Raw genomic sequence first — 25,730 nt, forward strand, 5'->3', positions numbered from 1 at the left:
CCGGGACTGCCGCTCTTGCCTGATCTTGCGGGTGTGCCCCGCGCGCGTCTCGAAGGTGCTGCCCGTGGTTGATGGTTCCGCTTCCCTGGACAGGGTCTGCGCGCGACAAGGCTGGCGCTACCGCGCAGCCGTGGCCGGGCGCGTGGTGCTCGCAGCCTTCGGCGGCTACGCCCTGGCGGCGCTCGCCACCGCGTTCCTGTCGCTGACCCTGCCGATGGTGCGCTCGGAGGCGGTGGCCACCGCCACACTGCTCAGCTTCGCCATCCTGGCCGGTGCCGTCATCTGGGTCTTCGCCGCCCGCACCCTGCTGCGCGCCGCGATCGGACTCGGAATTCCCATGGCGCTCGTCGGCGTGGGCCTGTGGGTCGCCCTCGGTCTCGTCGCGGCGGGGCCGCCCGCATGAGGCCGGGGTTCCGCCAATCCATGGCCTGGCTCCACACCTGGGCCGGCCTCGTCACCGGATGGGTGATGTTCGCGGTCTTCGTGACCGGCACCGCCACCTATTACCGTGCCGACATCTCGCTGTGGATGCGGCCGGAACTGCGCGCCGGACCCTCCGACCCCATCCCCGCCGCCGAACGCGGGATCGCCTACCTGAAGACGCATGCCCCGAAGGCCATGGCTTGGTATGTCTCGGTGCCGCAGCCCGACCGTCCGGTGATCGGCGTCTACTGGATGGACAGCCTGGAGGCGCCCCTTGGCCAGGCCCTGCTCGATCGGGAGACGGGAACCCCCACCCGGGCGCGGGACACCCAGGGCGGCGACTTCTTCTACCGCTTCCACTACGAACTCCAGATGATGCCGACGCTCGGCCGCTGGATCGTCGGCGGGGCGGCCATGATCCTGCTCGTCGCGCTGATCTCCGGCATCGTCACGCATCGGCGCATTTTCGCCGACTTCTTCACCTTCCGACGGGACAAGTCGGCCCAGCGCGGCTGGCTCGACGCCCACAACGTCACCGGCGTGCTCGCCCTGCCGTTCCACCTGATGATCACCTATACGGGCATCGTCACGCTGGGCTTGATGTACATGCCCTGGGGGGTGACGGCCGCCTACAAGGGCGACGACCTGCACTTCTTCGTGGAATCCGCCCAGAGCACGACCTGGCGCCCGGCCGCCGGCCGTCCGGCCGAGGCCCTGCCGTTGGCGCCGCTGCTGGCCCGCGCCCAGGGCGAGGTGTCCGAGCCCCTCGAGATGGTCATCGTCAACAACCCGGGCGACGCCGGCGCCACGGTGGTCGCGGTGTTCGAGGAGCCGCACGGGCTGGCCCACCAGCATCCGCAGATCGCCTTTGATGCCGTTTCCGGCGCCGTGGTCGAGCGGGTGGGCACGATGAAGCCGGCCGCGCACGTCTTCACCAGCTTCATGGGCCTGCACGAGGCGCATTTCGCCAGCCCCGTCCTGCGGGCGCTGTTCTTCCTCTGCGGCCTGATGGGCGCGGCCACCATCGCCACCGGTCTCGTCCTGTGGAGCGTCGCCCGCATGCCGAAGGCCGGCGAGGCGCCCCGGTTCGGCCTGCGCCTCGTGCGCGGCCTCAACATCGGCACGATCCTGGGCCTGCCCATCGGGATGGCGGCGTTCTTCCTCGCCAACCGGCTGCTGCCCGTCGACCTCGCCCACCGGGCGACCTGGGAGGGCGGCGTGTTCTTCGGCGCCTGGGCGCTCGCCGCCCTGGTGCCCCTGGCCCGGCCGCACCGACGGGCCTGGGTCGAGATGGGCCTGTCCGCCGGGCTCCTCTTCGGCGCCGTGCCCATCGTCGGTGCCCTGACCACGGATCGTGGCTTCGACTTCCTGGCCTTCGATGCCGCGATGCTGGGGCTCGGCCTCGTCCTGGCGCTCGGGGCCCGGGCGGTCTCCCTCTACGAAGGTCGTCGCGCGGCCGCCCGAGCGGCCCGCCCCGCCGGCGGTCTGGCGCCCAAAGGTCTCGTCAAAGCATGACTCCGCTCTCCATCGCCCTGAACCTCGCCCTGAGCTTCGCCGGCCTCGCTGCGCTGTGCCTGTCGATGGACCGGCACCATCGGGCCATTGCCGGACGGGGCCAGAGCCGGACGCGCGCGCGGGGCCTGCGCCTCGCCGGATGGGCGGTGATCGCGGTGTCCTTCGCGGCCGCCATCCTGACCTCCGACTGGAATTTCGGACCCGTGCAGTGGATCGGCTCCCTCACCGGCGCGGCCCTTCTGGTGGTCGCGCTGGTGTCCTACCGGCCCGCCTGGATTCGCCCGGCCGCCCTGCTCGCCCTGCCGCTGGCCCTGGCGGCGGTGCTCCTCGCCTGATCGCCCCGGCCTCGCTATCCTGACGCGATCCGTCGCCGCGCAGGAGAGCCGATGCCCCCCGATCCCGCTCTCAGCCCCGCGCTCGACCCAGATTTGGCCGCCCGCATCGCCGAGGCCGTCGCCGCCGGGTTTCCCGAGCAGGTCGCCCACACCCAGGCCCTGGTGCGGTTCGAATCGACGCGCGGGGCCGAGCACGCGATCCAGGATTTCGTGTTCCGCGCCTTCCGCGACCGCGGCTACGCCATCGATCGCTTCGCCATGGACGCGGCGGCGCTCGCCGCCCATCCGGGCGGGGGCGCGCTGTCGGAGACGCATTCCCGGGCGCCCCTGGTGGTCGGCATCCATCGGCCGCGGGCCGAGACCGGGCGCTCGCTGATCCTCCAGGCCCATGTCGACGTGGTGCCGCCGGGGCCGGCCGATCTGTGGACCCACCCGCCCTTCGAGCCGGTCATCGATGGCGACTGGATGTACGGGCGCGGCGCCGCCGACATGAAGGCGGGCCATGCCGCCAACCTGTTCGCCCTCGACGCTCTGGCGCGGCTCGGGCTGCAGCCGGCCGCCACCGTGACCCTGCAATCCGTGGTGGAGGAGGAAGCCACCGGCAACGGCGCCCTGATGACCCATCTGCGCGGCTACCGCGCCGATGCGGTCCTGATCCCGGAGCCCGAGGACGAGAAACTCGTGCGCGCCAATGTCGGCGTGCTGTGGTTCACCGTCGAGGTGCGCGGCCGCCCGGTCCATGTCCGCGAGATGGGGGCCGGGGCCAACGCCATCGACGCCACCTATCGGGTGATCGGCGCCCTGCGGGCCCTGGAGGCGCGCTGGAACGCCGAGAAGGCGGGCCATCCCCACTTCGCCGACCAGCCCGACGCCATCAACCTCAATGTCGGCCGGATCGAGGGCGGCGACTGGGCCTCGTCGGTGCCGGCCTGGTGCCGGATCGACTGCCGCATCGCCCTGTATCCCGGGCTCTCGGCGGCGGAGGCCGCTCGCGCGGTGGAGCAGGCGGTGGCCGATTTCGCCCGCGACGACGCCTTCCTGTCGAACACCCCGCCCCGGATCGCCTTCAACGGCTTCTTCGCCGAGGGCTACGCCCTGGCGGAGGGCTCCGAGGCGGAGGCGGTGCTGGGGCGGGCGCACCGGGCCGCGACCGGCCGGGACCTCGAGAGCTTCATGTCGCCGAGCTATCTCGATACCCGCGTCTACGCGCTCTACGACCGGGTGCCCGCACTCTGCTACGGCCCGATCAGTCAGAACATCCACGGCTTCGACGAGCGCGTGAGCCTCGCCTCGGTCCAGCGGATCACTACCGCGATGGCGCTGTTCATCGCCGAATGGTGCGGGACGGAGCGCCGGTCCGCGCCCTGACCCGAGCCGCATCCGCGAAAACGTGACGCAACGCGATGTGGATGGCACCCGGTCGCCGCCTTGCCGAAAGGCCCCGGCGCGCTACCCCTAAGGCCCGTGACACATCAGCGTTTTTCCCCACCCGCCGCGCCGTCCGGCGCCCATCGCCGCGCGTCGGCGCCTCTGTTGGCCGGCCTGATGGCGGCGCTGGGCATCTCCGGGGCGGCGGCGCAGACCACCGATACCAGCTGCTACGTCACCGGCGGCGGCACCCTGGAGATCTGCCGGGGCGGCGAGGCCGAGGGCGTGTTCTTCACCCCTCGCGCCTGTGAATCGGCCGGCAGCGTCCAGCTCGTCCGGACGACGCCCGCCACCGGGCCGCTCCAGGCCGTCTACCAGGCCGAGACGCCGTTGGCCGCCCCGAAATCCAGGCGCGGCGAGACGGAGGCCTGCGCGCCGCGGCGCGCCGCCGAGGCCCTGGACGGCGGCTCGATCCGCTCCGGCGCCATGCCGGAGCAGCTCGCCACCGCGATGCCGCCGACGCAGGCCCGCCTGTGGGAGATGGCCCGCACGGTCGCGCGCAGCCAGGAGCGGCGTCGCCGCGGCGGCCGGGGCCGGGCGGAAGCGCCCCCCGCGCCGGTGCCGACGGAGGAGGGCATCGCCGCCCGCCATCCGATGACCGTGGCCGGACGCGCCTGGGGCGGGGATGCCTACAGCTACGTGTTCTTCCTCGCGGCCGTGCCCACCGAATCTGGCCAGCGGCACGCGCTGCTCCAGGCCCGCACCCTGGACTTCATCCGCTTCGACATCCGCAGCCGCAGCCTGGACGGCATCGCCTGGACGCCGTTCGGCGAGGGGCGGGCGGAAGGGCGAGCGCAGGAGCGAGCAGAGGGCCGGTCACGGCGTGGCCGCCGCAGTCGCGCGCAGGCTGCTGCCGATGCGCCGGGCCCCAGCGCCGTCCTCGACGAGACCGGCGCCCCCGTCCTCGGCAACTGCGCCGGTCAGGGCCTCGACCGCACCGACCTCGTCGGCGCCATCAGCGTGGTCGATCAGGTCTATCACTACTACTACACCGACGTGCTGCCCTCCGATTGCGGGGCGCCGATGGCCAGCCGGCGGATGGGCCTCTACCTGCGCACCAGCCGCGATCTCACCGCCGACCGCGTGTGGTCGGCGCCCCGCACCATCGCGGAGCCGCTGCCGGCCCAGAGCCTGATGCGGGTGGCCAAGGCCCGGGACATGGACCGCTGGGTGGTGGCCTACCGCTGCAACCGTCCCGCCAACACCATGGACGGACCCGTCGCCGATATCTGCGTGCAGTACAGCGCCGACCTCGCCCCGGGGTCCCTGGCCGGACTGACCTGGTTCTCGGAACCGCAGGCGATCATGCGCTCCACCGCCTATCTCGGCCTGCGCTCGGGCGGCGACGGCTCGGGCCGGTTCGGCCGCAGCCAGCATTTCTGGATGACCGACCGCTACGGCAATCTCGCGACCCCGACGAGTTATCAGGCCAAGGCCGGGTTCCTGACGTGGCTCGACCGGGTGGCGCCGGGGCCGGGCGGCGCGAACGGTTCCAGCGTCTTCGGCCGCCCGGTCTACTGGGCGACGTGGTCGGTGCGGCCCGTGGCGGCGAAGTAGCGGCTGAGGGACCCGGGCGCATCCGGTCGAGCGGGGCGTCAGGATGGGCTGAGGCCCTGACCGCGCGGCGCGGTCCGGGGCTTGCTGGTCCGTCGGGCCGCCCCGCTCCTTCGCCCGGGAGACCACCCCATGTCCGCGACCCCGAGACCCGATCCCGCGCCGCGCCAACCGGCCCGGGCCGCCATCGCGGCCTTCGTCGGCACCACCATCGAGTGGTACGACTTCTTCATCTACGGCACCGCCGCCGCCCTGGTGTTCGGGCCGCTGTTCTTCGCCGAGGCGACGCCTTTCGTGGCGACCCTGGCGGCCTTCGGCACCTTCGCGGTCGGCTTCTTCGCCCGGCCCCTCGGCGGACTGATCTTCGGGCATGTCGGCGACCGGCTCGGGCGCAAGAAGGCCCTGGTGGTCACCCTGGTGATGATGGGGCTGGCCACCACCGGCATCGGCCTGCTGCCGACCTATGCCAGCATCGGGATCTGGGCGCCCATCGCCCTCGTGGGCCTGCGCATCCTCCAGGGGATCGCGGTCGGCGGCGAGTGGGGCGGGGCGGTGCTGCTGGCCGCCGAGCACGCGCCGAAGGGGCGCGCGACCTTCTTCGCGTCGTTCGCCCAACTCGGCAGCCCGGCCGGGCAGATCCTGTCGCTGCTGGCCTTCCGCCTGGCCGGTCTCATGGATTCGGAGCGCTTCCTGGCCTGGGGCTGGCGCCTGCCGTTCCTGGTCAGCGTGGTCCTGCTCCTCGTCGGCCTGTTCATCCGCCTGGGCGTCGGCGAATCACCGGATTTCGAGGCGGATCGCAGCCGGGCCGCCCCGGCGCCGGCGCCGATTCGCGAGGTTCTGGCCACCAGCCTGACGCCGCTGGCCCTGGCGGCCGGCGCCAACACCTTCGCGATCGGCTCGGTCTACCTCTTCAACACCTTCATGATCACCTACACGACCCAGTATCTGGGCCTGCCCCGGGCCACGATCCTCGACGCGCTGCTGGTGGCGGCCTGCGTCCAGTTCGTGATGACGCCGGTGGGCGCGCGGATCGCGGAGCTGATTCGCAACGAGCGCCTGTTCCTCCAGGGCACCCTGATCTGGGCGATGCTGGCGCCCTATCCGCTCTTCCTCCTGGTCGACATGGGCTCTGTGCCGGCCCTGACCCTCGGCCTCGCCCTCAACGTGCTCGGCAGCGCCACCTTCTACGCGGTCATTGCCGGCTACGTGGCCGGCGCCTTCCCCACGCGGGTGCGCTACACCGCGATCTCCGTGGCCTATCAGGTGTGCGGCGCCCTTGCGGGCGGGCTCACGCCGATCGTCGGCACCCTCCTGGCCGAACGCTTCCAGGGCCATTGGTGGCCCATCGCCGCCTTCGGCACCACCCTCGCGGCGATCTCGTTCGTGTGCGTCACGGCGCTCGGCCGCTACCGGGGGCGAACCGCCGGCACGGCGCCATCCGACCTCGGAGCGGCGATGCCGTAGCCCACGAACATCCGGCCCGCCGCATCGTCTCCCGCCGCATGGGCGAAGGCCAGGGCGAGGGGGCGGCGTCGGGCGAGGAACTGATGAAACAGCCGATGCACGAAGAGCACGGCATCGGCTCCCTCGGGGGAGCCGTTCGGAGCGATGTAGGCCGCGACGCCGCCTTTGAGGAAGGCGGAACCGAACGCGGCCGTGCCCGTCTCGCAGGCGGTGCTCACGACGACTTTGCCGGGCAGGGTGATATGCTCCGCCAGGGTCACCGGAGAAAGACGGCCCCGCGTAAGGCAGCGGGTGTCGATCTCCGGCCCGTACTCTCCGAGGATGAAGCCTTCGTCATCGCCGTGGCCGCTGAGCACGAGATGGTCCGCAGGTGACCCGCCAGCTCCGAGAACGAGAAGGACATCCGCAGGGGTGCCAGGAAGGTGGAGCAGCACCGAGGCGCCCAGGCTCTCCAGCAATGCGCGGAGGAGCAGCGCCTCCCCGGAATCGCCGATCGCCACGATGGAGACCAAGGGCCTGGAAATATGGAAGGTCTGATCGATCATCGCGTTCTCCGAGCTCGGTCATTGAACGTCCGCAACCGGAGGATGTCACGCTGCCTCATCGCGCGTGTCCGCTGCACAGGGCCGGGAGGCATGCAGGACGGCCCCCTTGCCCCGGAGGCCCACACCTTATATTGCGACGCGATAGCTCGATCCCGTGACCCGGCGTAGCCGGCCGCCTCCTGCGGCCCGTCGCGTGACGGGCTCTTCTCGCTTCGGATACCCCATGAAGCTTCGTAATATCGCCATCATCGCCCACGTCGACCACGGCAAGACGACGCTCGTCGACAAGCTGCTGTCGCAATCCGGATCGTTCCGCGAGAACCAGCGCGTCGAGGAACGCGCCATGGACTCGAACGATCTCGAGAAGGAGCGTGGCATCACCATCCTGGCCAAGGCGACCTCGGTCGTCTGGAAGGACACCCGCGTCAACGTCGTCGACACCCCCGGCCACGCCGATTTCGGCGGCGAGGTGGAGCGCATCCTCTCGATGGTGGACGGCGTGATCGTGCTCGTCGACGCCGCCGAAGGCCCGATGCCCCAGACCAAGTTCGTGGTCGGCAAGGCCCTCAAGATCGGCCTGAAGCCGATCGTGGCGATCAACAAGGTCGACCGTCCGGACGCCCGCATCACCGAGGTGGTGAACGAGGTGTTCGACCTGTTCGCGGCGCTCGACGCCACCGACGATCAGCTCGACTTCCCGATCCTCTACGGGTCCGGCCGCGCCGGCTGGATGGCGACGGCGCCCGACGGCGACCAGACCGAGGGACTCGCCCCGCTGTTCGACCTCGTGCTCGCGCACGTGCCCCAGGCCAAGGTCGAGGAGGGTCCGTTCCGGATGCTCGGCACCCTGCTGGAAGCCAACCCGTTCCTCGGCCGCATCATCACCGGCCGCATCGCGTCCGGCACCGTCAAGCCGAACCAGGCCATCAAGGTCATGGACCGCACCGGCAAGCTGGTGGAGACCGGTCGCGTCTCGAAGATCCTGGCCTTCCGCGGCCTGGAGCGCGCGCCCATCGACGTGGGTGAGGCTGGCGACATCGTCTCCATCGCGGGCCTCGTGAAGGGCACCGTGGCCGACACCTTCTGCGACCCGCAGGTCGAGACCCCGATCCAGGCCCAGCCGATCGATCCGCCCACCGTCACCATGTCGTTCATCGTCAACGATTCGCCGCTGGCCGGCACCGAGGGCGACAAGGTCACGAGCCGCATGATCCGCGACCGCCTGTTCAAGGAGGCCGAGGGCAACGTCACGCTCAAGATCGAGGAGGCGGCCGACAAGGATTCGTTCTTCGTCTCGGGCCGCGGCGAACTCCAGCTCGCCATCCTGATCGAGACCATGCGCCGCGAAGGCTTCGAGATCGCCGTCTCGCGTCCCCGCGTGGTGCTCTCGAAGGATGAGAACGACAACGTCCTCGAGCCCGTCGAAGAGGTCGTGGTCGACGTCGACGAGGAGTATTCCGGCGTCGTCGTGCAGAAGATGTCCGAGCGCAAGGCCGAGATGATCGAGATGAAGCCGTCGGGCGGCTCGCGCCTGCGCCTCGTCTTCCATGCGCCCACCCGCGGCCTCATCGGCTACCAGGGTGAGCTCATGACCGACACCCGCGGCACCGCGATCATGAACCGCCTGTTCAAGGCCTACGAGCCCTACAAGGGCGAGATGCCCGGCCGCCGCAACGGCGTGCTGATCTCGAACGACAAGGGCGAGGCCGTGGCCTACGCCATGTGGAACCTGGAAGATCGCGGCCCGATGATGATCGAGCCCGGCGCCAAGGTCTATCAGGGCATGATCATCGGCGAGCACAACCGCGAGAACGACCTCGAGGTGAACGTGCTCAAGGGCAAGAAGCTCACCAACATCCGCACCACCTCGAAGGACGAGGCCGTGCGCCTCACCCCTCCGATCCGCATGACCCTGGAGCGCTCGCTCGCCTGGATCCAGGACGACGAGCTGATGGAAGTCACGCCGAAGTCGATCCGCCTGCGCAAGACCTACCTCGACCCCAACGAGCGCAAGCGCTTCGAGCGCTCGGGCGGCGTCGCGTAAGCGACCCCAGTCCCAACCCAATTGTGCGACGGGAGGCCGGGCGAAAGCCCGGCCTTTTTCGTTGTGCCACGATCTCAGGGCGTCCCGGCCCCCCTGATCGACGGGGTCCCGACCTGCGACGATGACCGTGACGCCGGCTCAACTCTCCTTCGCCCGTTCCCGAAGCAGGTACTTCTGCACCTTGCCCGTCGACGTCTTCGGCAACTCGCCGAAGACGATGTGGCGGGGGAGCTTGTAGCCGGCCAGCCGGTCGCGGCACCAGGCGATGAGGGCGTCGGCCTCCACGGTGGCGTCGGGCTTCAGCTCGACGAAGGCCATCGGGGTCTCGCCCCATTTCGCGTCCGGCCGGGCCACCACGGCGGCGGCGGAGACGGCGGGGTGGCGGAACAGGGCGTCCTCGACCTCGATGGACGAGATGTTCTCGCCGCCCGAGATGATGATGTCCTTCGAACGGTCCTTGAGCTGGATGTAGCCGTCCGGGTGCTTGACCCCGAGATCGCCGGAGCGGAACCAGCCGCCCGCGAAGGCCGCCGCGGTGGCCTTCGGGTTCTTCAGGTAGCCGCGCATCACCACGTTGCCGCGAAACATCGCCTCGCCCATCGTCACGCCGTCGGCCGGCACCGATTCGCAGGTTTCGGGATCGCGGATATCGAAGGCCTCGAGCACCGGGTAGCGCACGCCCTGGCGCGCCATCTTCTCCGCACGCGCCTCGGCGTCCAGGGCGTCCCAATCCCGGTGCCAGGCATTCACCACCGCCGGACCGTAGGTCTCGGTGAGGCCGTACAGGTGGGTGACGTCGAAGCCGGCCGCGCCCATGGCACCGAGGACCGCCTGGGGCGGGGGCGCGGCCGCGGTCAGGAAGGCGACCCGCCGGGGCAGGGGGCGGCGCTCGGCCTCGGAGGCGTTGAGGAGGAGCTGCATCACGATCGGCGCCCCGCAGAGATGCGTTACCCCGTGCTCGGCCAATGCCGCGTAGAGCGCGCCGGCCCGCACCTGCCGCAGGCACACATGGGTGCCGGCGACCACCGACAGCGTCCAGGGGAAGCACCAGCCGTTGCAGTGGAACATCGGCAGGGTCCAGAGATAGACCGGGTGCTGGCCGAGACTGCCCGTGATCACATTGCCGAGGCTGAGAAGCGCGGCCCCGCGATGGTGGTAGACCACGCCCTTCGGATTTCCGGTGGTGCCCGAGGTGTAGTTGAGCGAGATCGCGTCCCACTCGTCACCCGGCATCGCCCAGTCCCAGGCCGGGTCGCCCTCTTCCAGGAGCGTTTCGTAGCCGAGGCTGCCGACCGTTTCGTCACCCTCGGTGTATACCAGGTCGTCAACATCGATCACCAGTGGCCTCACCCGGGCCTGGGCCAGGGCCGCGGCCACGACCTTGGCGAACTCCCGATCGGCGATCAGCACCTTGGCCTCGCCGTGGTCGAGACAGAACGCGAGCCCGGCGGCATCGAGGCGGGTGTTCAGGGTGTTGAGGACGGCGCCCGTCATCGGCACCCCGTAATGGACCTCGATCATCTCCGGCGTATTCGCCAGAATCACCGCGACGGTGTCGCCGCGCCCGATGCCACGCGCCGCGAGCGCCGACCCGAGTCGGCGGCATCGCCTGTATAGCTCGGAATAATTGCGCCGCAGGGGACCATGAATGACGGCAATGTGGTCTGGAAAGACGCGCGCCGCCCGGTCGAGGTAGCTCAGCGGGGTCAGCGGCTGGTAATTCGCCGGGTTCCGGTCGAGGTCCCGGTCATAGATCGATGGCGCGGCCCTGTCGGCCGTCGTCGAGGCATTCATCGGCGGATCTCCCTGATCCGCAGAGTATCGCGTCGCTCCGATCTCACAAGGAGACAGGAGGCTCGGTGGAAGTCGATCGTTCGCTGCGGTGCCGGTTGCGAACGCGCATGACGGGCACCGCACGGGGCTCTGCCGGTTCGGCCGGCAACCGGATACGCAGATGCTCGATGCAAATCGCCGGATCACTGTCGCTACACTAAACTTCAAGCCGGCGTTGACTGGCGCCTTCGTCCGGACTCTCCCTGATGTGCTTGCCGGATCGGAGAGTGTCTGGAGCCGTGGCGCGGGAGCGTTCCCCGTCAGCCGCTGCCGGGGTCCGTCTCGCCATCCGGCTGGTTGCCGCCCTTCGGCCCTTGCCCCGGCTTGCCGTCCGTCTTTTCGTTCGGATCCATCACCGCGTCGGGCGCGGTGTTGGCGGGCTTGCCCTTCGCCGGGGCATCGTCCTTCGGCCGATCCGTTTCGTTCTGCGCCGTCATCGCATCACTCTCTAGAACTCGTTTCGGAACCGGTGCCGCCGGGCTGGCGTCGATCCGACTGACCATCCGACGAACCACCGACCGGAGCAGGGTTGCGACCCTTCGGCGTCCCGGTCCAGGCGGCGTTGCGGCGCGTATCCGTCTCGCCACCGGAGCCCTGTTGTGTGATGGAGGCCTGCGCAGCGGATTGCCGGCCCCCTGCCACGGCAGGTTCGCCGGGTTTGCCGACATCGACGTCCGGCTTGCGGGTGCCGACGATGGGAATTTGGTCGTTCGGCATCGCTACTCTCCCGCATCCTTGCCGTTGGGCGCGGTTGCGCGATCGATCGCTTCCTTCGCGGCGCCGGACGGTGCGGACCCTGCGTTCTGCGCGGCGTCGCCGATCTGCTTGAGGTTGGCGGAGGGCGTCTCGGCCGCCGTCTGGTCCGAAGCATCCGATCTGGGCGTGCCGGAGGCGATGCGGGCAGTCTCGGCTTCACCCATCGGGTTGCCCTTCAGGTCACCCTGGGTCCGAGAGGGGAGGCCGAGATCGCGGGCGTTATCCTGTCCCAGGTCCTGGCCATTGCGATCGGCGTAGGCGTCGAAATCCTTCAGCGAGGGTCGCTCGCGCGGCTCGTCGGTCATGGTGTCCTCCTGATCTTGGAGGCTCAACCCGTCGCGGCCCACGAGGTTGCCTCGTGGGCGGAGGCACATCCGCACAGACGGACGAGGTGGGTCCGGCCGTGTTCTGCCGGACCCGATCGCTGATCAGAGACCGTCGAACAGCGCCGACGAGATGTAACGCTCCGCGAAGGAGCAGGCGACGGTGACGATGCGCTTGCCGCGGAAGTCGGGACGGGCGGCAAGCTTCAGGGCCGCAGCCACGTTGCCGCCGGTGGAGATGCCACCGGGAATGCCTTCGAGACGTGACAGCTGACGCGAGGTATCGAATGCTTCCTGGTTCGAGACCGTGATGACTTCGTCGATGATCGACTTGTCGAGGTTGTCCGGGATGAACCCGGCGCCGATGCCCTGGATCTTGTGCGGGCCGGGCTGGCCGCCGGAGATGACCGGCGAGTCGGTGGGCTCTACGGCCACGATCTTCAGGCCGTGCAGGCGCGGTTTCAGCACCGAACCGACACCCGTGATGGTGCCGCCAGTGCCGACACCGGCCACGAAGGCGTCGAGATGGCCCTGGGTGTCGTTCCAGATCTCTTCGGCCGTGGTTTTGCGGTGGATCTCAGGGTTGGCGGGGTTGGAAAACTGCTGGGGCATGATCGCGCCCGGGATCTCGTTGAGGAGCTCCTCGGCCTTGGCGATGGCGCCCTTCATGCCCTGCGGGCCGGGGGTCAGCGCGAGTTCGGCTCCGAGGAACGCCAGCATCTTGCGGCGCTCCAGAGACATGGTCTCGGGCATCACCAGGATGAGACGGTAGCCGCGGGCGGCCGCCACGAATGCCAGGGCGATGCCGGTGTTTCCCGAGGTCGGCTCCACCAGGGTGCCACCGGGCTTCAGCTTCCCAGAGGCTTCCAGGGCGTCGATCATGTTGACGCCGATGCGATCCTTGACGCTCGCGATGGGGTTGAAGAACTCGAGCTTGAGCAGGATCTCGGCGTCAACCCCGTGCTCCTTGGTGATGCGGTTAAGGCGCACCAGGGGCGTGTTGCCGATGGTCTCGGTGATCGAGCCGAAGATGTGGCCGTGGCCCGGCATGCGGGTGGAAGCGGGGCTCTGGGACGCGGCCATAGATCTCTCCTGAACAGCATGTGGGTGGCGCGCAGGCGGCCGGCACAAGGACGCGCCGGATCTCGCATGGGACGACCTCAGAGCCGGGAGATATCGTGTCGTTTCCGTGGAAGCAATCGGCAAAGTCCGGAGGACAAAGACAATCCTTCTCTAATACCAACCTTATTGGAGCATGGTAGGATTTCTCTACTGTTCCAAGCTCAAGCCGGAGAACTTAGTTCTTCGGACCAGAGCAGGCTGCAGAGAGGCTCCGGGGATCAGTGGATCAGCAGGGCCGCGCAAACGATCATCACCGTGGCGAGTGCGGGGCTCGCCCCCGCGATCATCGCGGCACCCGCATGGACGCTCTGGGGCCAGGCGTACCGGGTTTCCTCCCGGAGGCCGGGCCGAAGGCCATTGCTGCCGGTCGTCCATGACAGCCTCGTGCTCATCACATGCTCCCCATCCGCCAAGAGACTCGGCGATGGGGTAAGAAGGCGCAGGGCGTCTTGAACGCGGCGTAAATCCGCGGTCGCGACCGCGGATCGTCGTCAACGGAGCCTTAAAGCCCGCGTTTCAGAGAGCCCGGTCGAAACGCAACTCGCCCTTCTGGCTCTTGATCACCAGTTGCGACCCGACCAGATCCCATTGCCCTGCGGTACGGAGCGCAATGAAGAAATCCTGCTCGCTGGCACCCAGACCCTTGTCGCAGGGCTTCTTGGTCAGTGCGAGCGGACCGACGGCAAGGTGCTGTTCCCTGAGCGGGAACGCGGTTGCCGCGAAGGTGTTGCAGCCGCCGTAGCCGCGGGCTCGATACTGCTTGTCGATCATGAAGCTCGGACGGTCGTTGCCGCCGAAGGGCTTTCCGTTCAGGCTGACCGCCGTCCAAGTCGCGTCGAGCGGAAAAATCTTTTCCTGCGGTTTGGCGGCCGGAACGTACTGCTTCTTCTCCGGCTTCTCGCGAGCGTCGCGGCCGAATCCCGTGACGTTGTTGCCCATCTGCGCGTTCGCCGCCGTGGACATGATCCCGGCCACGATGGCGCCGGCGACCACGGCGATTGGGATTGCTCTCATCGTCTGGCTCCCTTTCAAGCGCGCTTCGCGTCGCGTCGAACGTTGCAACCGCGCCGGTCCCGATCCGGGCTCGCCGCGGCATCGCGCGCGCAACCGTCTAGCAGGACGTGCGCTGCGGCCAATCCGATAAGATTCCAGCACAAATATGGTCAAGTCCACGTGAGCCTGGATTCGGCTCGATCTTGGTTCGATCCCCCACAAACCAACACGCCGACAATTTTTCCATGCTCGCCATTTCTCATTGAACGATCGCCCCATGCTGCCGTTGTCCGGCGGAGTGTCACGATGTGGGAGTTTGCGCGGTGGTGGGATCGGACGAGGGTATCCCGAGCGGATTGCAGGCCGAGGCCTCCGGCCCGAATACCATGACGCCGGCTCAGTCACGCGCCGCACGCGCGCTCCTCAACTGGTCGGAATCGGATCTTGCCGGCAAACTCGGGCTCGGTGAGGATTTCGTTCGCAATTTCGAATCGGGTGGGCGTGAGGCGCCATCCGGTCAGATCGAAGCGATGCGCAGCGTCTTCATGACCCAAGGGATCCTATTCAGCCAGGACGGAGGCTCCGATGGCGTCTGTCTCAGCGAGCAGGGTCGTGGCGAGGGCACACGGGTGGATGCTCTCAACACTGAAAACGACCGCTAGACACTGCTCCGTTAAATCCTATCGGGCGGAGGCAAGAGCTTTCAGGTCGCACGTCGCGTCCGCCGCCTGTTCGGGACTCAAACGGAGACCAAGGCCGAGGATGCGCCGGGCCGCCATGTGATCGGCGGCTCTGTCCACCGTCTCGACGCCGGTGAGATCTCCCGCCCTGAACCGGAACACCGACAATCCCGTTGCCGACGGACGCAGCACGCTGACATCGTCCGGCCGTGTCAGACCTGCGATCTGGAGCTTATGCGGCCCTTGATCGCTCCAGAACCACGGTACCGCGGCATAGGATGTCGGGCGCCCGGTCAGGCGTGCCGCCAGACAGCGAGCCTGATCCACGGCGTTTTGGACCGATTCAATCCGGACGGGTTGCCCCGCCGCGAACCGACTTGGCACGCACGCACAATCTCCCACCGCCGAAATCCCCGGATCGGATGTCGCCAGAACCGCGTCGGTGTGAATACCGTCGCCAACGGCAAGACCAGCGGCCTCGGCCAGATCCTCGTTGGGAATGACGCCGATGCCGACCAGGACAAGATCGGCTGCGATCGAGGAGCGATCGGCCAGTTGAACCTCGGCCACGCGACCATCCTTGCCCTCGAGCGCCGAAACCCCGGCACCGAAGGCTAAGCGTATCCCGGCTCGGGTGTGCGCGTTCGTGAAGAAGCGAGCTGTCTCGGGCGAGACGGCCCGGGCCATCGGCCGGTCCGCCGCCTCGATGACGGTCACGGGAATGCCGGAGCCGGCACAGATGCCGGCGAATTCCAGGCCGATGAAGCCCGCACCGATGATCGCGATGGCGTTTGCTCTGTCACGGGCCGCCCTGAGAGCGTCTGCATCGGCGAGGGTCCGCAGTTGATGGACGCCCGCCAGATTTGCCCCTGGGACCGGTAGCGATCGATTGCGGGCGCCAGTGGCCAGCACAAGATGGTCGTAGGCCAGCGCGCTTCCATCGCTGAGCGCCACGCGTCGTTTCCCGCGGTCGATTGCCGTCGCGGTCACGCCCGACCGGTGGGTGATCCTGTGTTCGACGAAATAGGATGGCGGCCGCAGGCAGAGGCCGGCCGCATCGGTCTTCCCAGCCAAATAAGCCTTCGACAGGGGGGGGCGCTGATAGGGCAGGCCCTCGTCGCCCAACAGGGTGATGGGATCGGCAAAGCCCACCTCGCGCAGGGAGGCCGCGACCTGGAAGCCGGCCTGACCGGCGCCGACGATGACGACACCGGCCGTGCTCATGCCTCGAACTCCGCGGTGACCGACGACGGGTTCTGCGAAAGCCGGAGTTGGGGCAGCCAACGGCCACCGTCCTTGGCGACGTAATCCCAGAACGCCGCGGCAGCTGGGCCCAGAACCTTGTCGGCCCTGCGTACCGCGTACCAGTCGCGTCGGATCGGCAAGCCCTCCACGTTGAGGACGGCGAGGCGCCCGCTGTCCAGTTCGGCTGCCACCGTGTGGGCAGAGATGAGGGCGATGCCGAGTCCTGCCATCACAGCCTGCTTGATCGTCTCGTTCGAACCGGAATCGATCCCCAGGCGGGCACGCTTGATCATGACGCCTGCCATGAACTCCTCGAACACCGTGCGGGTGCCAGAACCTTCCTCGCGGACGAGAAAGGATTCCTGAGCGAGATCCGCCCGCGTCAGGCCCGCGCGACCGACGAAGGGGTGGTGCGGTCCTGCGATGATCACGATCGGGTGTGGCCCGAAGATTTCCGCTTCAATGGCGAAATCGCGCGGCGGACGGCCCATGATGGCAAAATCGATCTCGTAGTTGCGCAGAGCCTCGACCATGGCGCCGCGGTTGCCGACCGTGAGATTGATCTCCACCGCCGGGTGCAGGCCGACGAAGCCGGCGATCACCCCCGGAGCGAAGTACTTGGCCGTGGAAACCACCCCCATGGCCACGCGTCCGCCGCTGCCCCCCTTCAGAGTCTCCAGGCGGTCTGCGCAGGTTTCGAGCACGGTGTTGATGCTGTTGATCGCCCACAGCATCTCGCGCCCGGCATCGGTCGGTTTCAAGCCTGTGGGTGTCCGGTCGAACAGCATCAGGCCGGCTTCCTCCTCCAACTGGCGGATGCGCGCGTAGAGGGCGGCCGAGGTCACGTTGAGCTCCTGCGCGGCACGCGTCATGGTGCCGAGGCGGGCGACCGCGGCGACGGCCTGGAGCTGTTTGAGGGAAAGGTTGCGCATCAGGCGGTTTTAGTTTTTTTGGAATCGCTCGCAAGTTTTTTCAGAATTCTTTCGGTGATACGATGTGGGCCGTGAGGGGGCCGAAGCTTTCGAAGCCCTGGTGTCGCTGGCCGCTCTCGTGCCAAGGGGCAGGATGCGACGGTGAACGGTCGGTGAGCGAAAGCGGAGTCTTCCGCTTCGAAGCTGTCGGCCGGGACCTCCCTGTCAGGAATGAAGAAGGACGGACGTTCATGTCGACGGTGTCTCTGGAGTTCGGATCCACTCTCGCGGATTGCCTCGCGACAATGGTAACGGCCGATGCGCAACTCGCCGATGCGGCGGCCGTGGTCGCCGCCTGTGCCGAAGCCGCCGTCGATGTCAGCGAGGTGATCGGCCGGGGCATGCTCGGCGGAGCCGATCTCGCCGCCACCGGCGAGCACAACAGCGACGGCGACGTCCAGAAAGCGCTCGATGTCCTGGCCCACGAGCGATTCACCGAGGCTCTGCGCGGTGCGCCGGTCGCTGTGGTGGCTTCGGAAGAGGCCGAGGGCATGATGCAACTCACCGCCGGCGCACCGCTCGCGGTGGCGATCGACCCGCTCGACGGCTCATCCAACATCGGCGTGAATATGGCGGTGGGGTCGATCTTCGGCATCCGTCCCGCTGTGGCCGGAGACGCGGATTCGATCTCCTCCTTCACCACCCCCGGCACTGCGCAGATCGCAGCAGGGTTCGTGACCTATGGGCCGGCGACATCCCTGGTCGTCACGCTCGGCCACGGCACGCAGATCTACACGCTCGACCGCGCCGAACGCACCTTCCGCCTGACGCACCCGCGCCTGGACGTCGTTACTTCGGCGAAGGAATACGCGATCAACGCCTCGAATGCCCGGCACTGGGACGGACCTGTGAAGGCCTATGTCGAGGATTGCCTGCGCGGTTCGGACGGTCCCCTGGACAAGGACTTCAACATGCGCTGGCTAGGCTCGCTGGTCGCCGATGCTCAGCGCGTGCTCCTGCGCGGTGGCGTCTTCCTGTATCCGGGCGACAACCGGAAGGGCTACGCCCAGGGGCGCCTGCGTCTCCTCTACGAGGCCGCCCCCATTGCGATGCTGATGGAGCAGGCCGGTGCCGGTGCGATCGATGGCGAGCGCCGCATCCTCGATATCAGCGCCACCGGCATTCACGAGCGCGTGCCGCTGATCTTCGGTTCGCTCGACGAGGTCGCGTGCGTCGCGAAGTACTACGACGGTCGCAACGCCGCTGCCGGCCGCTCGCCCCTGTTCGGGCAGCGCGGCCTGATGCGCAGCTAGCGCACCGGCGCGGGTCAGCACGAACAACGATGTCTGCGCGTCACCCCATCATCTCGGTCACCGGCTCCTCGGGGGCGGGGACCACCTCGGTCCGCAACACTTTCGAGCAGATTTTTCGCCGCGAGGATGTGAGCGCGGTCTATATCGAGGGCGACGCATTCCACGCCTATGATCGTGACACGATGCGACGGATGATGGCCGAGGAGCCCAACCTCAGCCACTTCGCGCCGCGAGCCAACCTGCTGCCCGAACTTGAGGAGGTGTTCCGCACCTACAGCGAGTCAGGTCGTGGGCGAACGCGCCACTATGCGCATGACGGAGCGGACGCGGCGCAGTACGGCACCGAGATCGGGACCTTCACGGCCTGGGAGGAGTTCCCCACGGGCTCCGACCTGCTGTTTTACGAGGGGCTGCACGGCTGCGTTGTCGACGACAATGTCGACATGGCCCGCTACGCGGACCTCAAGATCGGCGTCGTGCCGGTGATCAATCTCGAATGGATTCAGAAATTGCACCGGGACCGCTCGTTCCGGGGGTATTCCACCGAGGCCGTAACCGACGTCATCCTGCGTCGCATGCCGGATTACGTGCAGACCATCTGCCCGCAATTCACCTGGACTGACATCAACTTCCAGCGCGTCCCCATGGTGGATACCTCGAATCCGTTCATCGCCCGGTGGATTCCCACCGCCGACGAATCGATGGTGGTGATCCGCTTCAAGGACCCCAAGGGGATCGACTTCTCCTACCTGATCTCGATGATCCAGGGCTCGTTCATGAGCCGCGCCAATTCGATCGTCATCCCGGGCGGCAAGCTCGATCTTGCCATGCAGCTCATTCTGACGCCGATCATCATGCAACTCGTCGAGCGCAAGCGCCGGATGGCATAAGGCTCCGGTGATGCGCAGCAGAGGACCCCATTCATGAACGGCCCGATCATCTCGCCCTCAATTCTCTCGGCGGATTTCGCCAAGCTCGGCGAGGAGGTGCGCGCGGTGTCCGAGGCGGGTGCCGACTGGATCCACCTCGACGTGATGGACGGACACTTCGTGCCCAATATCACCTTCGGTCCGGCTGTGATCAAGGCGCTACGACCGCACTCGGCCAAGCACTTCGACGTGCACCTGATGATCGCCCCCGCCGACCCCTACCTCGCGGCTTTCGCGGAAGCCGGCGCCGACACGATCTCGATCCATGTCGAGGCCGGCCCACACAGTCACCGCTCGCTCCAGGCGATCCGCGATCTCGGAAAGCGGGCCGGAATCGCCCTCAATCCGGGTACGCCGGCCTCTGCGATCGAGCCGATTCTCGATCTCGTCGACCTCGTCCTGGTGATGACAGTGAATCCCGGATTTGGTGGCCAGAGCTTCATTCCCTCGACGCTGGAGACCATCCGCCGAATTCGCACGATGACCGCCGGGCGGGATATCGACATCGAAGTCGATGGCGGCATCAGCCCCGAAACGGTGGCGCTTGCAGCGCGTGCCGGCGCCAACGCCTTCGTGGCGGGCAACGCCGTGTTCAAGGGCGGTGCGGCGGGCTACGCGGAGCGCATTGCCGCGATCCGTGCCGGTGCCGCGTCTGCGGGAGTCGGCCCCCTCGCATGCTGAGGGCACTCATCTTCGACGTCGACGGGACGCTGGCGGAAACAGAGGATCTGCATCGGCAGGCCTTCAACGGCGCCTTCGCGGATATGGGCCTGCCGTGGTCGTGGTCACCGGCCCGCTATGCCGATCTTCTCACGGTAATGGGAGGCAAGGAGCGCCTGCGTCACTACGTCGAGACCGAGCATGGCGATGAGGTCGATGCCTTGCGCTCGCGCATGGGGGAGATCCATGACCGCAAGACCCGTCGCTACGGAGACCTCGTGAAGGGTGGCAACCTCGCGCTGCGCCCAGGCGTCGGCCGACTGATCGCCGAGGCGCGGGCCGCGGGCATCAAACTCGCGGTGGCGAGTACGACGAGCCGCCCCAACGTCGACACGCTGCTGCGGATCAACTTCCCCGCGGGCGATGTGCCCTTCGACGTGATCGCCTGCGGCGACGAGGCGGCCCGCAAGAAACCGGCCCCCGACGTGTTCGACCTAGCCCTCCGGCGACTGAACGTCACTCCTTCGGAAGCCGTGGCCTTCGAGGATTCCGCTGCCGGCATCCGCTCGGCCCTCGATGCAGGCCTGCCGGTGATCGCCACCCGCAGCCGCTACACCGAGAGTCACCGCCTCGACGGCGCGTTCTCCGCGGTCTCGGATCTCGGCGAGCCCGGCGCGCCGCACCGACACCTCTTCGGACACGCGTGGCCGGGTGGCATCGTCAGTTTGAGTGCCCTGCGCGCCTGGCACGCCCACGTCGCTTCCTGAGTGCGCGCAACGTCAGACTTTCGGGCGCCCTCCACGTGAGCGCCCGCGCGTTCCGATCTGTCCGATGGGTTCGCCCTCGGCACGCTTCGGGAACAGGATTGCACCGGCAACCACCCCGAGGATTCCCGCGATCCCCAGCTTAAGCCAGCGCGGCGTCATCTCAGGCTGGGTTCGCGCGTCCGCAAGGAGCGTCTCGGAGCGTTCTCGATGGATGGCATCGTGCGTCATTCCAACAGGATAGCGTCCGCGAAGCGGAATGCCACCGCGCCGATGCCAGGGTTGCCCACGGTGCGCCGCAGCGTTGTCATCGGTGCGGCGGGCGGCCTATAAGCCGGCCAAATCCGTTCGTCCGGCATCGCGGGCGTGCCGCCCCGGCAGATGGCCCTCGCGATCCGCCCTCGTTCTTCCAGTCTAGGGTCACGTCATGGCCGGCCATTCCCAGTTCAAGAACATCATGCACCGCAAGGGCCGCGTCGACGCGGTCCGCTCGAAGCTGTTCGGCAAGCTCGCCCGCGAAATCACGGTGGCCGCTAAGCTCGGGCTGCCCGATCCGGCGATGAATGCCCGCCTCCGTGCCGCCATCATCGCCGCCCGCGCCGAGAACGTGCCCAAGGACAACATCGAGCGCGCGATCAAGAAGGCGCAGGGTGCCGATGCGGAGAGCTATGACGAGATCCGCTACGAGGGCTACGGTCCAGGTGGTGCCGCGCTCATCGTTGAGGCGCAGACCGACAATCGCAACCGCACCGCTTCGGACGTGCGCTCGGCCTTCACCAAGTCCGGTGGCAGCCTCGCCGAGACGGGCGCCGTCTCCTTCATGTTCGATCATGTCGGCGTCGTCGAATTCGACGCCAAGGTTGCGGATGCCGATACCGTGCTGGAAGCCGCCATCGAGGCCGGCGCGGACGATGTGCGCTCGGACGAGAGCGGTCATGAGATCATCTGCGCTCAGGACGCCTATGGCGAAGTCTCGAAGGCGCTGGAGGCGCGCTTCGGCGAGCCGCGCCGGACTGCCCTGGTGTGGAAGGCCCAGAACACCATCGAGGTCGATGACGAGACCGGCGAGAAGCTGATCCGCCTCGTCGAGGTGATCGAGGACCAGGACGACGTCCAAAACGTCTTTGTCAATTTCGCGCTCTCGGACGCGCTGATGGAGAAGCTTCAGGGCTGAATGCTCTGGAACCGGTTGCTTGAGCCGGCCTTCAGAATGTCGCGGTCACGTTTGATCTCGTCATCGAGAATGCCGGCCTCATGCGCGCGTTTAAAGGCCGAAGCAAGAACTCTGGCGGCGATCACGCCAATCTCTCGCAAGAGCGTTTCGACGCTGATCTGACGTGGGGCTGACGCGTCCGCATATCCGAACGCCATGGCCGTTGGCATAACGCTCCGTTCACGGTATGTCCCTAACGCTCGGATCGGCGCGAAGTCCGCGCCTGGAGCCGACCCGTCCATGATTGTGTTCGCATGACGCTTCCCGTCCGCATCCTCGGCATCGACCCGGGCCTGCGGCGCACCGGTTGGGGCGTCGTGACGGCCACGGGTACGAAGCTCGCCTATGTCGATTGCGGTGTCGTCACCTCTGACGGAGATTTGCCGCTCGCCTTGCGCCTGCGTGAACTCTACGAGGGCATCACTCGCATCGTGGAGTCGTTTCGGCCCGATGAGGTCTCCGTCGAGGAGACCTTCGTCAATAAGGACGCGCAGGCGACGCTCAAGCTCGGCCATGCCCGGGCCATGGCCCTTCTGGTGCCAGCTCTGGCCGGAACGCCGGTGTTCGAATACTCGGCCAATCTCATCAAGAAGACGGTCTCCGGCTCGGGGCATGCCGAGAAGGCGCAAATCCAGGCCATGGTGAAGTTCCTGCTGCCGCTGGCGCAGTTCAAGGTCGCCGACGCAGCGGATGCACTTGCCATCGCCATCACCCACAACAGCCATCGGGGAGGGCATGCCCTGAAGCGCCAGCACGCTCCCGTCGCCGGGGCGAGCAGCCTCGCGGCGGCCCGGATTGCGGCCGCCCTGGCGCGCAGCTGAGGCGGTGCATGGCCCCAACTTGTGCGTCAAGGCCATGCACCTATCCCGGCTAGGCGGTTCGCACCTTCGAAGCATCCCAACGGCTTGGGTGGAGATCGAGCGAAATGGCTGATCCTGGAGTGACGCGTCCGACGCTACCGATAGCGGACACGTTTCGAAATGCATTGATCGTCGCGCCTCCGTCCATGCGCAGTCTCGGCCCTGCCACAACCTTCGCGTTCCTCGTCGTTCTTGCCAAGGAAGCGGCGCACACGCTGATGGCTGATGCGGCCGCAACCGTCCGCTTCCACGAAGACATTTTCCTGGTCGATGGGATCTGTACGATTCTACTCGCCCCCTACTGGATGGCGATGTTCCGGACGATCATCGGAGTCGATGGTTCTGTGCAGGCGATCGTCACTGGGCGAGCCGGCCCCTTCCAGGACTTCCTCGCTCTCGAACTGTTCTGGCTTCTGGTCAGTGGTGTATTGGATCGGGTGCTATCGACCGACACTTTCGGATCAGCCCGGGTGATCCCCGGCCTCTCGGCGTGGATCGCCATCCTGATCCTGCAGATCTGGACCAGCATGCTTGCGCCTGCCCTGGCAGCCGGCGCTCCCGATGCGAACCTGCGCGCGGTGATCGCGATGACCCGTGGGTCGGCGGGACGGATTGGCCTGATCCTCGTCGCAGCCATTCTGCCCCTGGGCTTCATCGACCGCATGCTTCACGGGCCCGAGCGGGCTGGCGCGGATCTCTCCCCGTTCGTTTTGGCGATTCGGATTCTTGCTTCCGCCTTGCTCGAAATGGCGATGCTGGTGCTGGTGACGGCTCTGCTCGCCGAGATCTATCGCTGGCTGCGGGCGCCCGGGCGTGGGGTCACTCTACAGCCTTGAATTCACCCTCGAGACGCAGGGAAACTTCGTCGCCGATCATCGGCAGGTAGGCGCTGATGCCGAAATCGGAGCGCTTGATGACAGCCCGTCCGTCGAACCCCACGGTATAGGCCTTGCTCACCGGATTGGTCCCGGCCTGATTGAAGGTCGCGTCGAACCCGAACGGCTTGGTCACGCCCTTCAGGGTCAGGTCGCCGTTGATCCGCGCCGTGGTCGGGCTGGTCGGTTCGATGCTTGTGGCCGTAAAGGTCGCCCTCGGAAACTTCGCGGTATCGAAGAAGTTGGGGGACTTCAGGTTCTGATTGAGGTGGTCGTTGAGGCCACTGATGCTGTCCGTACCGATGGTGACCGTGAGACTGGATTTTCCGGGTTCCTTCGGGTCAAGCACCGCCTGAGCGCTCACATCCGTGATCGACCCGTAATAGGTCGAGAATCCGAGGTGGCTCACCGACCAAGTGATCTTGCCGTGTGCGGGATCGAGGACATAGGAGCCCCGACGCACCTGAGTTGGATCGCTGGAGGGCGCTGCCGAAGGCACAGGGGCAGTCGCCGGTGTCTCGACGGCCGCGACCGCGCCGGCGGTGAGCAGGAATCCGAAGGCGAGGAACAGCGCGGTTTGGCGCATCGGGTCGGTCATCCGTGTGTCTGGGGTCAAGCGCCTTTGATTTCACGAACCTCGCGCGGCCTCAAGACATGCGAGGCCGGGGAGGGAACAGTCGCGTGTCGTTGGCGCGACGCGGCACATGGCGCTCCGGTGTGCCGCCTTGTAGGCATTCCGGCGGCAGGAGAATGGTTGAGGCGATGATTGGCAAGCTGAAGGGGGTGATTGATTCCTACGGCGAGGACTTTGTGATCCTCGACGTCCAGGGGGTGGGGTACGTGGTTCACTGCTCCGCCCGGACGCTCCAGCGCCTGCCTGGAATCGGCGAGGCGGCAGATTTGGCGATCGAGACTCACGTCCGCGAGGACATGATCCGGCTTTACGGCTTCCGCTCGGATGCCGAGCGCGAGTGGTTCCGCCTACTCCAGACCGTACAGGGTGTGGGGAGCAAGGTCGCTCTTGGGTTGCTCTCGGTGCTCGAGCCGTCGGCCCTGGCCTCGGCTATCGCCATGGGGGACAAGGGGGCGGTCGCGCGTGCACCCGGTGTCGGTCCGCGTCTGGCCGCCCGCCTTGTGGCGGAACTCAAGGACAAGGCCCCCGCCTTCGCAGCAATCGATCCTGCGGTGATCGCGCTATCGGGTGCGGTCGAGAATCGCACTGCGCCACAACCCGTCACGGATGCCATCTCGGCCTTGGTCAATCTCGGCTACGCTCCTGTTCAGGCGTCCTCTGCCATTGCCGAGGCGTTGAAGCAGGCCGGCGAGAGCGCAGAGGCGAAGACGCTGATCCGGCTGGGCCTGCGCGAACTCGCTCGCTGAGGTGGACATCATCTTGCGCGCGAGACGATTGCGTCCTTGACTTCGCCATCATCCGTTGCCAGATCGGACGCGAAGACCTAACCTGCTGATAGCAAAGCAGTTTTCAATAATTCTAATCTGGCGGCCAATTCGATGCATGGGTTCGGTTTTCGCGCTCAAGCATCACTGTCGCTCATCCTTCGACGGAGCAATCGGGGTCTTCCTACCCGATGGCCTCACCCAGCGGCACGAGCCACGCACGAGTTACGGTCCCAATGATCGTCTGTTCCTGCAACGTCCTGTCCGACCGCGCTGTGCGCGCCTGCCTGCATCGTGGCCCAGATTGTCCGCGTACGCCGGCCCAGGTTCAGGCCTGCCTAGGGTGCAGCCCGAAATGCGGGCGCTGCGCCCGGACCATCCGCGGCATTCTACAAAATGCCCTCGATGAGGCGACGCATGCGTGTATGGCGACTTGCGCGAGCTCCTGTAGTTTGGTCAAGGTCCAAACTGCGGAGGAGGGGATCGCCGCCTGAGCGCCCATTCCGGGTGCTGAAGCTCCCCTCCAGCTTAACGTGCTTCGAGGGAG

General features: G+C 67.4%; 29 protein-coding genes. 17 read left to right on the forward strand and 12 right to left on the reverse strand.

Annotated elements, in window-relative coordinates; genetic code table 11:
• Positions 1-64: 64 nt before the first annotated feature.
• The 6 genes from J7U37_RS17785 to J7U37_RS17810 all read left to right on the forward strand — a co-directional run bounded on the left by J7U37_RS17785 (position 65) and on the right by J7U37_RS17810 (position 6,719).
• The gene (locus J7U37_RS17785; RefSeq protein ID WP_247636543.1) at positions 65-403 is read left to right on the forward strand and encodes an iron transporter; all 339 of its coding nucleotides are present in this window, start codon (positions 65-67) and stop codon (positions 401-403) included.
• A complete protein-coding gene (locus J7U37_RS17790; RefSeq protein ID WP_247636544.1) occupies positions 400-1,938 on the forward strand; it encodes a PepSY-associated TM helix domain-containing protein in 1,539 nt (512 codons plus the stop codon). Before J7U37_RS17785 ends, J7U37_RS17790 begins: the two co-directional genes overlap by 4 nt.
• Positions 1,935-2,273: a DUF3325 domain-containing protein gene (locus J7U37_RS17795; RefSeq protein WP_056178768.1), complete on the forward strand. Its 339-nt coding sequence runs from the start codon at positions 1,935-1,937 to the stop codon at positions 2,271-2,273. Before J7U37_RS17790 ends, J7U37_RS17795 begins: the two co-directional genes overlap by 4 nt.
• Before the next feature lie 51 nt (positions 2,274-2,324).
• A complete protein-coding gene (locus J7U37_RS17800; RefSeq protein WP_247636545.1) occupies positions 2,325-3,641 on the forward strand; it encodes an ArgE/DapE family deacylase in 1,317 nt (438 codons plus the stop codon).
• Between the two features lie 165 nt (positions 3,642-3,806).
• Positions 3,807-5,258: a hypothetical protein gene (locus tag J7U37_RS17805; protein ID WP_247636546.1), complete on the forward strand. Its 1,452-nt coding sequence runs from the start codon at positions 3,807-3,809 to the stop codon at positions 5,256-5,258.
• Between the two features lie 129 nt (positions 5,259-5,387).
• The gene (locus J7U37_RS17810) at positions 5,388-6,719 is read left to right on the forward strand and encodes an MFS transporter (protein ID WP_247636547.1); all 1,332 of its coding nucleotides are present in this window, start codon (positions 5,388-5,390) and stop codon (positions 6,717-6,719) included.
• Here the strand turns inward: J7U37_RS17810 and J7U37_RS17815 are convergent.
• Positions 6,662-7,264: a hypothetical protein gene (locus J7U37_RS17815; RefSeq protein WP_247636548.1), complete on the reverse strand. Its 603-nt coding sequence runs from the start codon at positions 7,262-7,264 to the stop codon at positions 6,662-6,664. The genes J7U37_RS17810 and J7U37_RS17815 overlap by 58 nt on opposite strands.
• A 223-nt stretch (positions 7,265-7,487) precedes the next feature.
• Between J7U37_RS17815 and typA the strand changes: the two genes are divergently transcribed.
• Positions 7,488-9,308: a translational GTPase TypA gene (typA, locus tag J7U37_RS17820; protein WP_056178778.1), complete on the forward strand. Its 1,821-nt coding sequence runs from the start codon at positions 7,488-7,490 to the stop codon at positions 9,306-9,308.
• A 138-nt stretch (positions 9,309-9,446) separates the two neighbouring features.
• On the opposite strand, the gene J7U37_RS17825 is transcribed toward typA, so the two are convergent.
• The 7 genes from J7U37_RS17825 to J7U37_RS17855 all read right to left on the reverse strand — a co-directional run bounded on the left by J7U37_RS17825 (position 9,447) and on the right by J7U37_RS17855 (position 14,356).
• On the reverse strand, positions 9,447-11,102 hold the full coding sequence (locus J7U37_RS17825; RefSeq protein ID WP_247636549.1) for an acyl-CoA synthetase: 1,656 nt from the start codon (positions 11,100-11,102) through the stop codon (positions 9,447-9,449).
• 299 nt (positions 11,103-11,401) lie between these two features.
• Positions 11,402-11,578: a hypothetical protein gene (locus J7U37_RS17830; RefSeq protein ID WP_200935858.1), complete on the reverse strand. Its 177-nt coding sequence runs from the start codon at positions 11,576-11,578 to the stop codon at positions 11,402-11,404.
• A gap of 4 nt (positions 11,579-11,582) precedes the next feature.
• A complete protein-coding gene (locus J7U37_RS17835) occupies positions 11,583-11,858 on the reverse strand; it encodes a hypothetical protein (RefSeq protein WP_082503911.1) in 276 nt (91 codons plus the stop codon).
• 2 nt (positions 11,859-11,860) lie between these two features.
• Positions 11,861-12,202: a hypothetical protein gene (locus tag J7U37_RS17840; RefSeq protein WP_247636550.1), complete on the reverse strand. Its 342-nt coding sequence runs from the start codon at positions 12,200-12,202 to the stop codon at positions 11,861-11,863.
• Positions 12,203-12,325: 123 nt separating this feature from the next.
• Complete coding sequence (gene cysK / locus J7U37_RS17845; RefSeq protein ID WP_282103947.1) at positions 12,326-13,303, reverse strand: cysteine synthase A; 978 nt, start codon at positions 13,301-13,303, stop codon at positions 12,326-12,328.
• Positions 13,304-13,560: 257 nt separating this feature from the next.
• The gene (locus J7U37_RS17850; protein ID WP_247636551.1) at positions 13,561-13,734 is read right to left on the reverse strand and encodes a hypothetical protein; all 174 of its coding nucleotides are present in this window, start codon (positions 13,732-13,734) and stop codon (positions 13,561-13,563) included.
• A gap of 124 nt (positions 13,735-13,858) precedes the next feature.
• Positions 13,859-14,356, reverse strand: a complete 498-nt coding sequence (locus J7U37_RS17855; RefSeq protein WP_056178791.1) for an META domain-containing protein — start codon at positions 14,354-14,356, stop codon at positions 13,859-13,861.
• Positions 14,357-14,691: 335 nt separating this feature from the next.
• Between J7U37_RS17855 and J7U37_RS17860 the strand changes: the two genes are divergently transcribed.
• Positions 14,692-14,997, forward strand: a complete 306-nt coding sequence (locus tag J7U37_RS17860; RefSeq protein ID WP_247636552.1) for an XRE family transcriptional regulator — start codon at positions 14,692-14,694, stop codon at positions 14,995-14,997.
• A gap of 18 nt (positions 14,998-15,015) precedes the next feature.
• On the opposite strand, the gene J7U37_RS17865 is transcribed toward J7U37_RS17860, so the two are convergent.
• Positions 15,016-16,239, reverse strand: a complete 1,224-nt coding sequence (locus J7U37_RS17865; protein WP_247636553.1) for an FAD-dependent oxidoreductase — start codon at positions 16,237-16,239, stop codon at positions 15,016-15,018.
• Positions 16,236-17,192: a LysR family transcriptional regulator gene (locus J7U37_RS17870; RefSeq protein WP_056178801.1), complete on the reverse strand. Its 957-nt coding sequence runs from the start codon at positions 17,190-17,192 to the stop codon at positions 16,236-16,238. The genes J7U37_RS17865 and J7U37_RS17870 overlap by 4 nt, the downstream gene beginning before the upstream one ends.
• Before the next feature lie 230 nt (positions 17,193-17,422).
• Between J7U37_RS17870 and J7U37_RS17875 the strand changes: the two genes are divergently transcribed.
• The 5 genes from J7U37_RS17875 (at position 17,423) to J7U37_RS17895 (ending at position 22,011) form a co-directional block, all read left to right on the forward strand.
• Positions 17,423-18,484: a class 1 fructose-bisphosphatase gene (locus J7U37_RS17875; RefSeq protein WP_247636554.1), complete on the forward strand. Its 1,062-nt coding sequence runs from the start codon at positions 17,423-17,425 to the stop codon at positions 18,482-18,484.
• Between the two features lie 29 nt (positions 18,485-18,513).
• Complete coding sequence (locus J7U37_RS17880; protein WP_056178804.1) at positions 18,514-19,374, forward strand: phosphoribulokinase; 861 nt, start codon at positions 18,514-18,516, stop codon at positions 19,372-19,374.
• A 33-nt stretch (positions 19,375-19,407) separates the two neighbouring features.
• Positions 19,408-20,094: a ribulose-phosphate 3-epimerase gene (rpe, locus tag J7U37_RS17885; protein ID WP_056178807.1), complete on the forward strand. Its 687-nt coding sequence runs from the start codon at positions 19,408-19,410 to the stop codon at positions 20,092-20,094.
• Entirely contained in the window at positions 20,088-20,840 is a 753-nt protein-coding gene (locus J7U37_RS17890) for an HAD-IA family hydrolase (protein ID WP_247636555.1), read from the forward strand. Before rpe ends, J7U37_RS17890 begins: the two co-directional genes overlap by 7 nt.
• Positions 20,841-21,264: 424 nt before the next feature.
• The gene (locus J7U37_RS17895) at positions 21,265-22,011 is read left to right on the forward strand and encodes a YebC/PmpR family DNA-binding transcriptional regulator (protein ID WP_247636556.1); all 747 of its coding nucleotides are present in this window, start codon (positions 21,265-21,267) and stop codon (positions 22,009-22,011) included.
• Here the strand turns inward: J7U37_RS17895 and J7U37_RS17900 are convergent.
• A complete protein-coding gene (locus tag J7U37_RS17900; RefSeq protein ID WP_247636557.1) occupies positions 22,002-22,220 on the reverse strand; it encodes a hypothetical protein in 219 nt (72 codons plus the stop codon). The two genes, J7U37_RS17895 and J7U37_RS17900, sit on opposite strands and share 10 nt — an antisense overlap.
• 84 nt (positions 22,221-22,304) lie before the next feature.
• Between J7U37_RS17900 and ruvC the strand changes: the two genes are divergently transcribed.
• Complete coding sequence (gene ruvC, locus J7U37_RS17905; protein ID WP_247636558.1) at positions 22,305-22,871, forward strand: crossover junction endodeoxyribonuclease RuvC; 567 nt, start codon at positions 22,305-22,307, stop codon at positions 22,869-22,871.
• Between the two features lie 104 nt (positions 22,872-22,975).
• Positions 22,976-23,746 (forward strand): hypothetical protein, encoded by a 771-nt coding sequence (locus tag J7U37_RS17910; RefSeq protein WP_247636559.1) that lies wholly within the window; start codon positions 22,976-22,978, stop codon positions 23,744-23,746.
• Here the strand turns inward: J7U37_RS17910 and J7U37_RS17915 are convergent.
• Positions 23,730-24,371, reverse strand: a complete 642-nt coding sequence (locus tag J7U37_RS17915; RefSeq protein ID WP_247636560.1) for a YceI family protein — start codon at positions 24,369-24,371, stop codon at positions 23,730-23,732. The two genes, J7U37_RS17910 and J7U37_RS17915, sit on opposite strands and share 17 nt — an antisense overlap.
• A 176-nt stretch (positions 24,372-24,547) precedes the next feature.
• On the opposite strand from J7U37_RS17915, the gene ruvA reads away from it, so the two are divergent.
• Together ruvA and J7U37_RS17925 are read left to right on the forward strand one after the other, a co-directional pair.
• The gene (ruvA, locus tag J7U37_RS17920) at positions 24,548-25,165 is read left to right on the forward strand and encodes a Holliday junction branch migration protein RuvA (RefSeq protein ID WP_056178824.1); all 618 of its coding nucleotides are present in this window, start codon (positions 24,548-24,550) and stop codon (positions 25,163-25,165) included.
• A gap of 254 nt (positions 25,166-25,419) precedes the next feature.
• The gene (locus J7U37_RS17925; RefSeq protein WP_247636561.1) at positions 25,420-25,677 is read left to right on the forward strand and encodes a (2Fe-2S)-binding protein; all 258 of its coding nucleotides are present in this window, start codon (positions 25,420-25,422) and stop codon (positions 25,675-25,677) included.
• Positions 25,678-25,730 lie beyond the last annotated feature (53 nt).

This window comes from Methylobacterium sp. 37f, assembly GCF_023093475.1.
GTDB lineage: Bacteria > Pseudomonadota > Alphaproteobacteria > Rhizobiales > Beijerinckiaceae > Methylobacterium.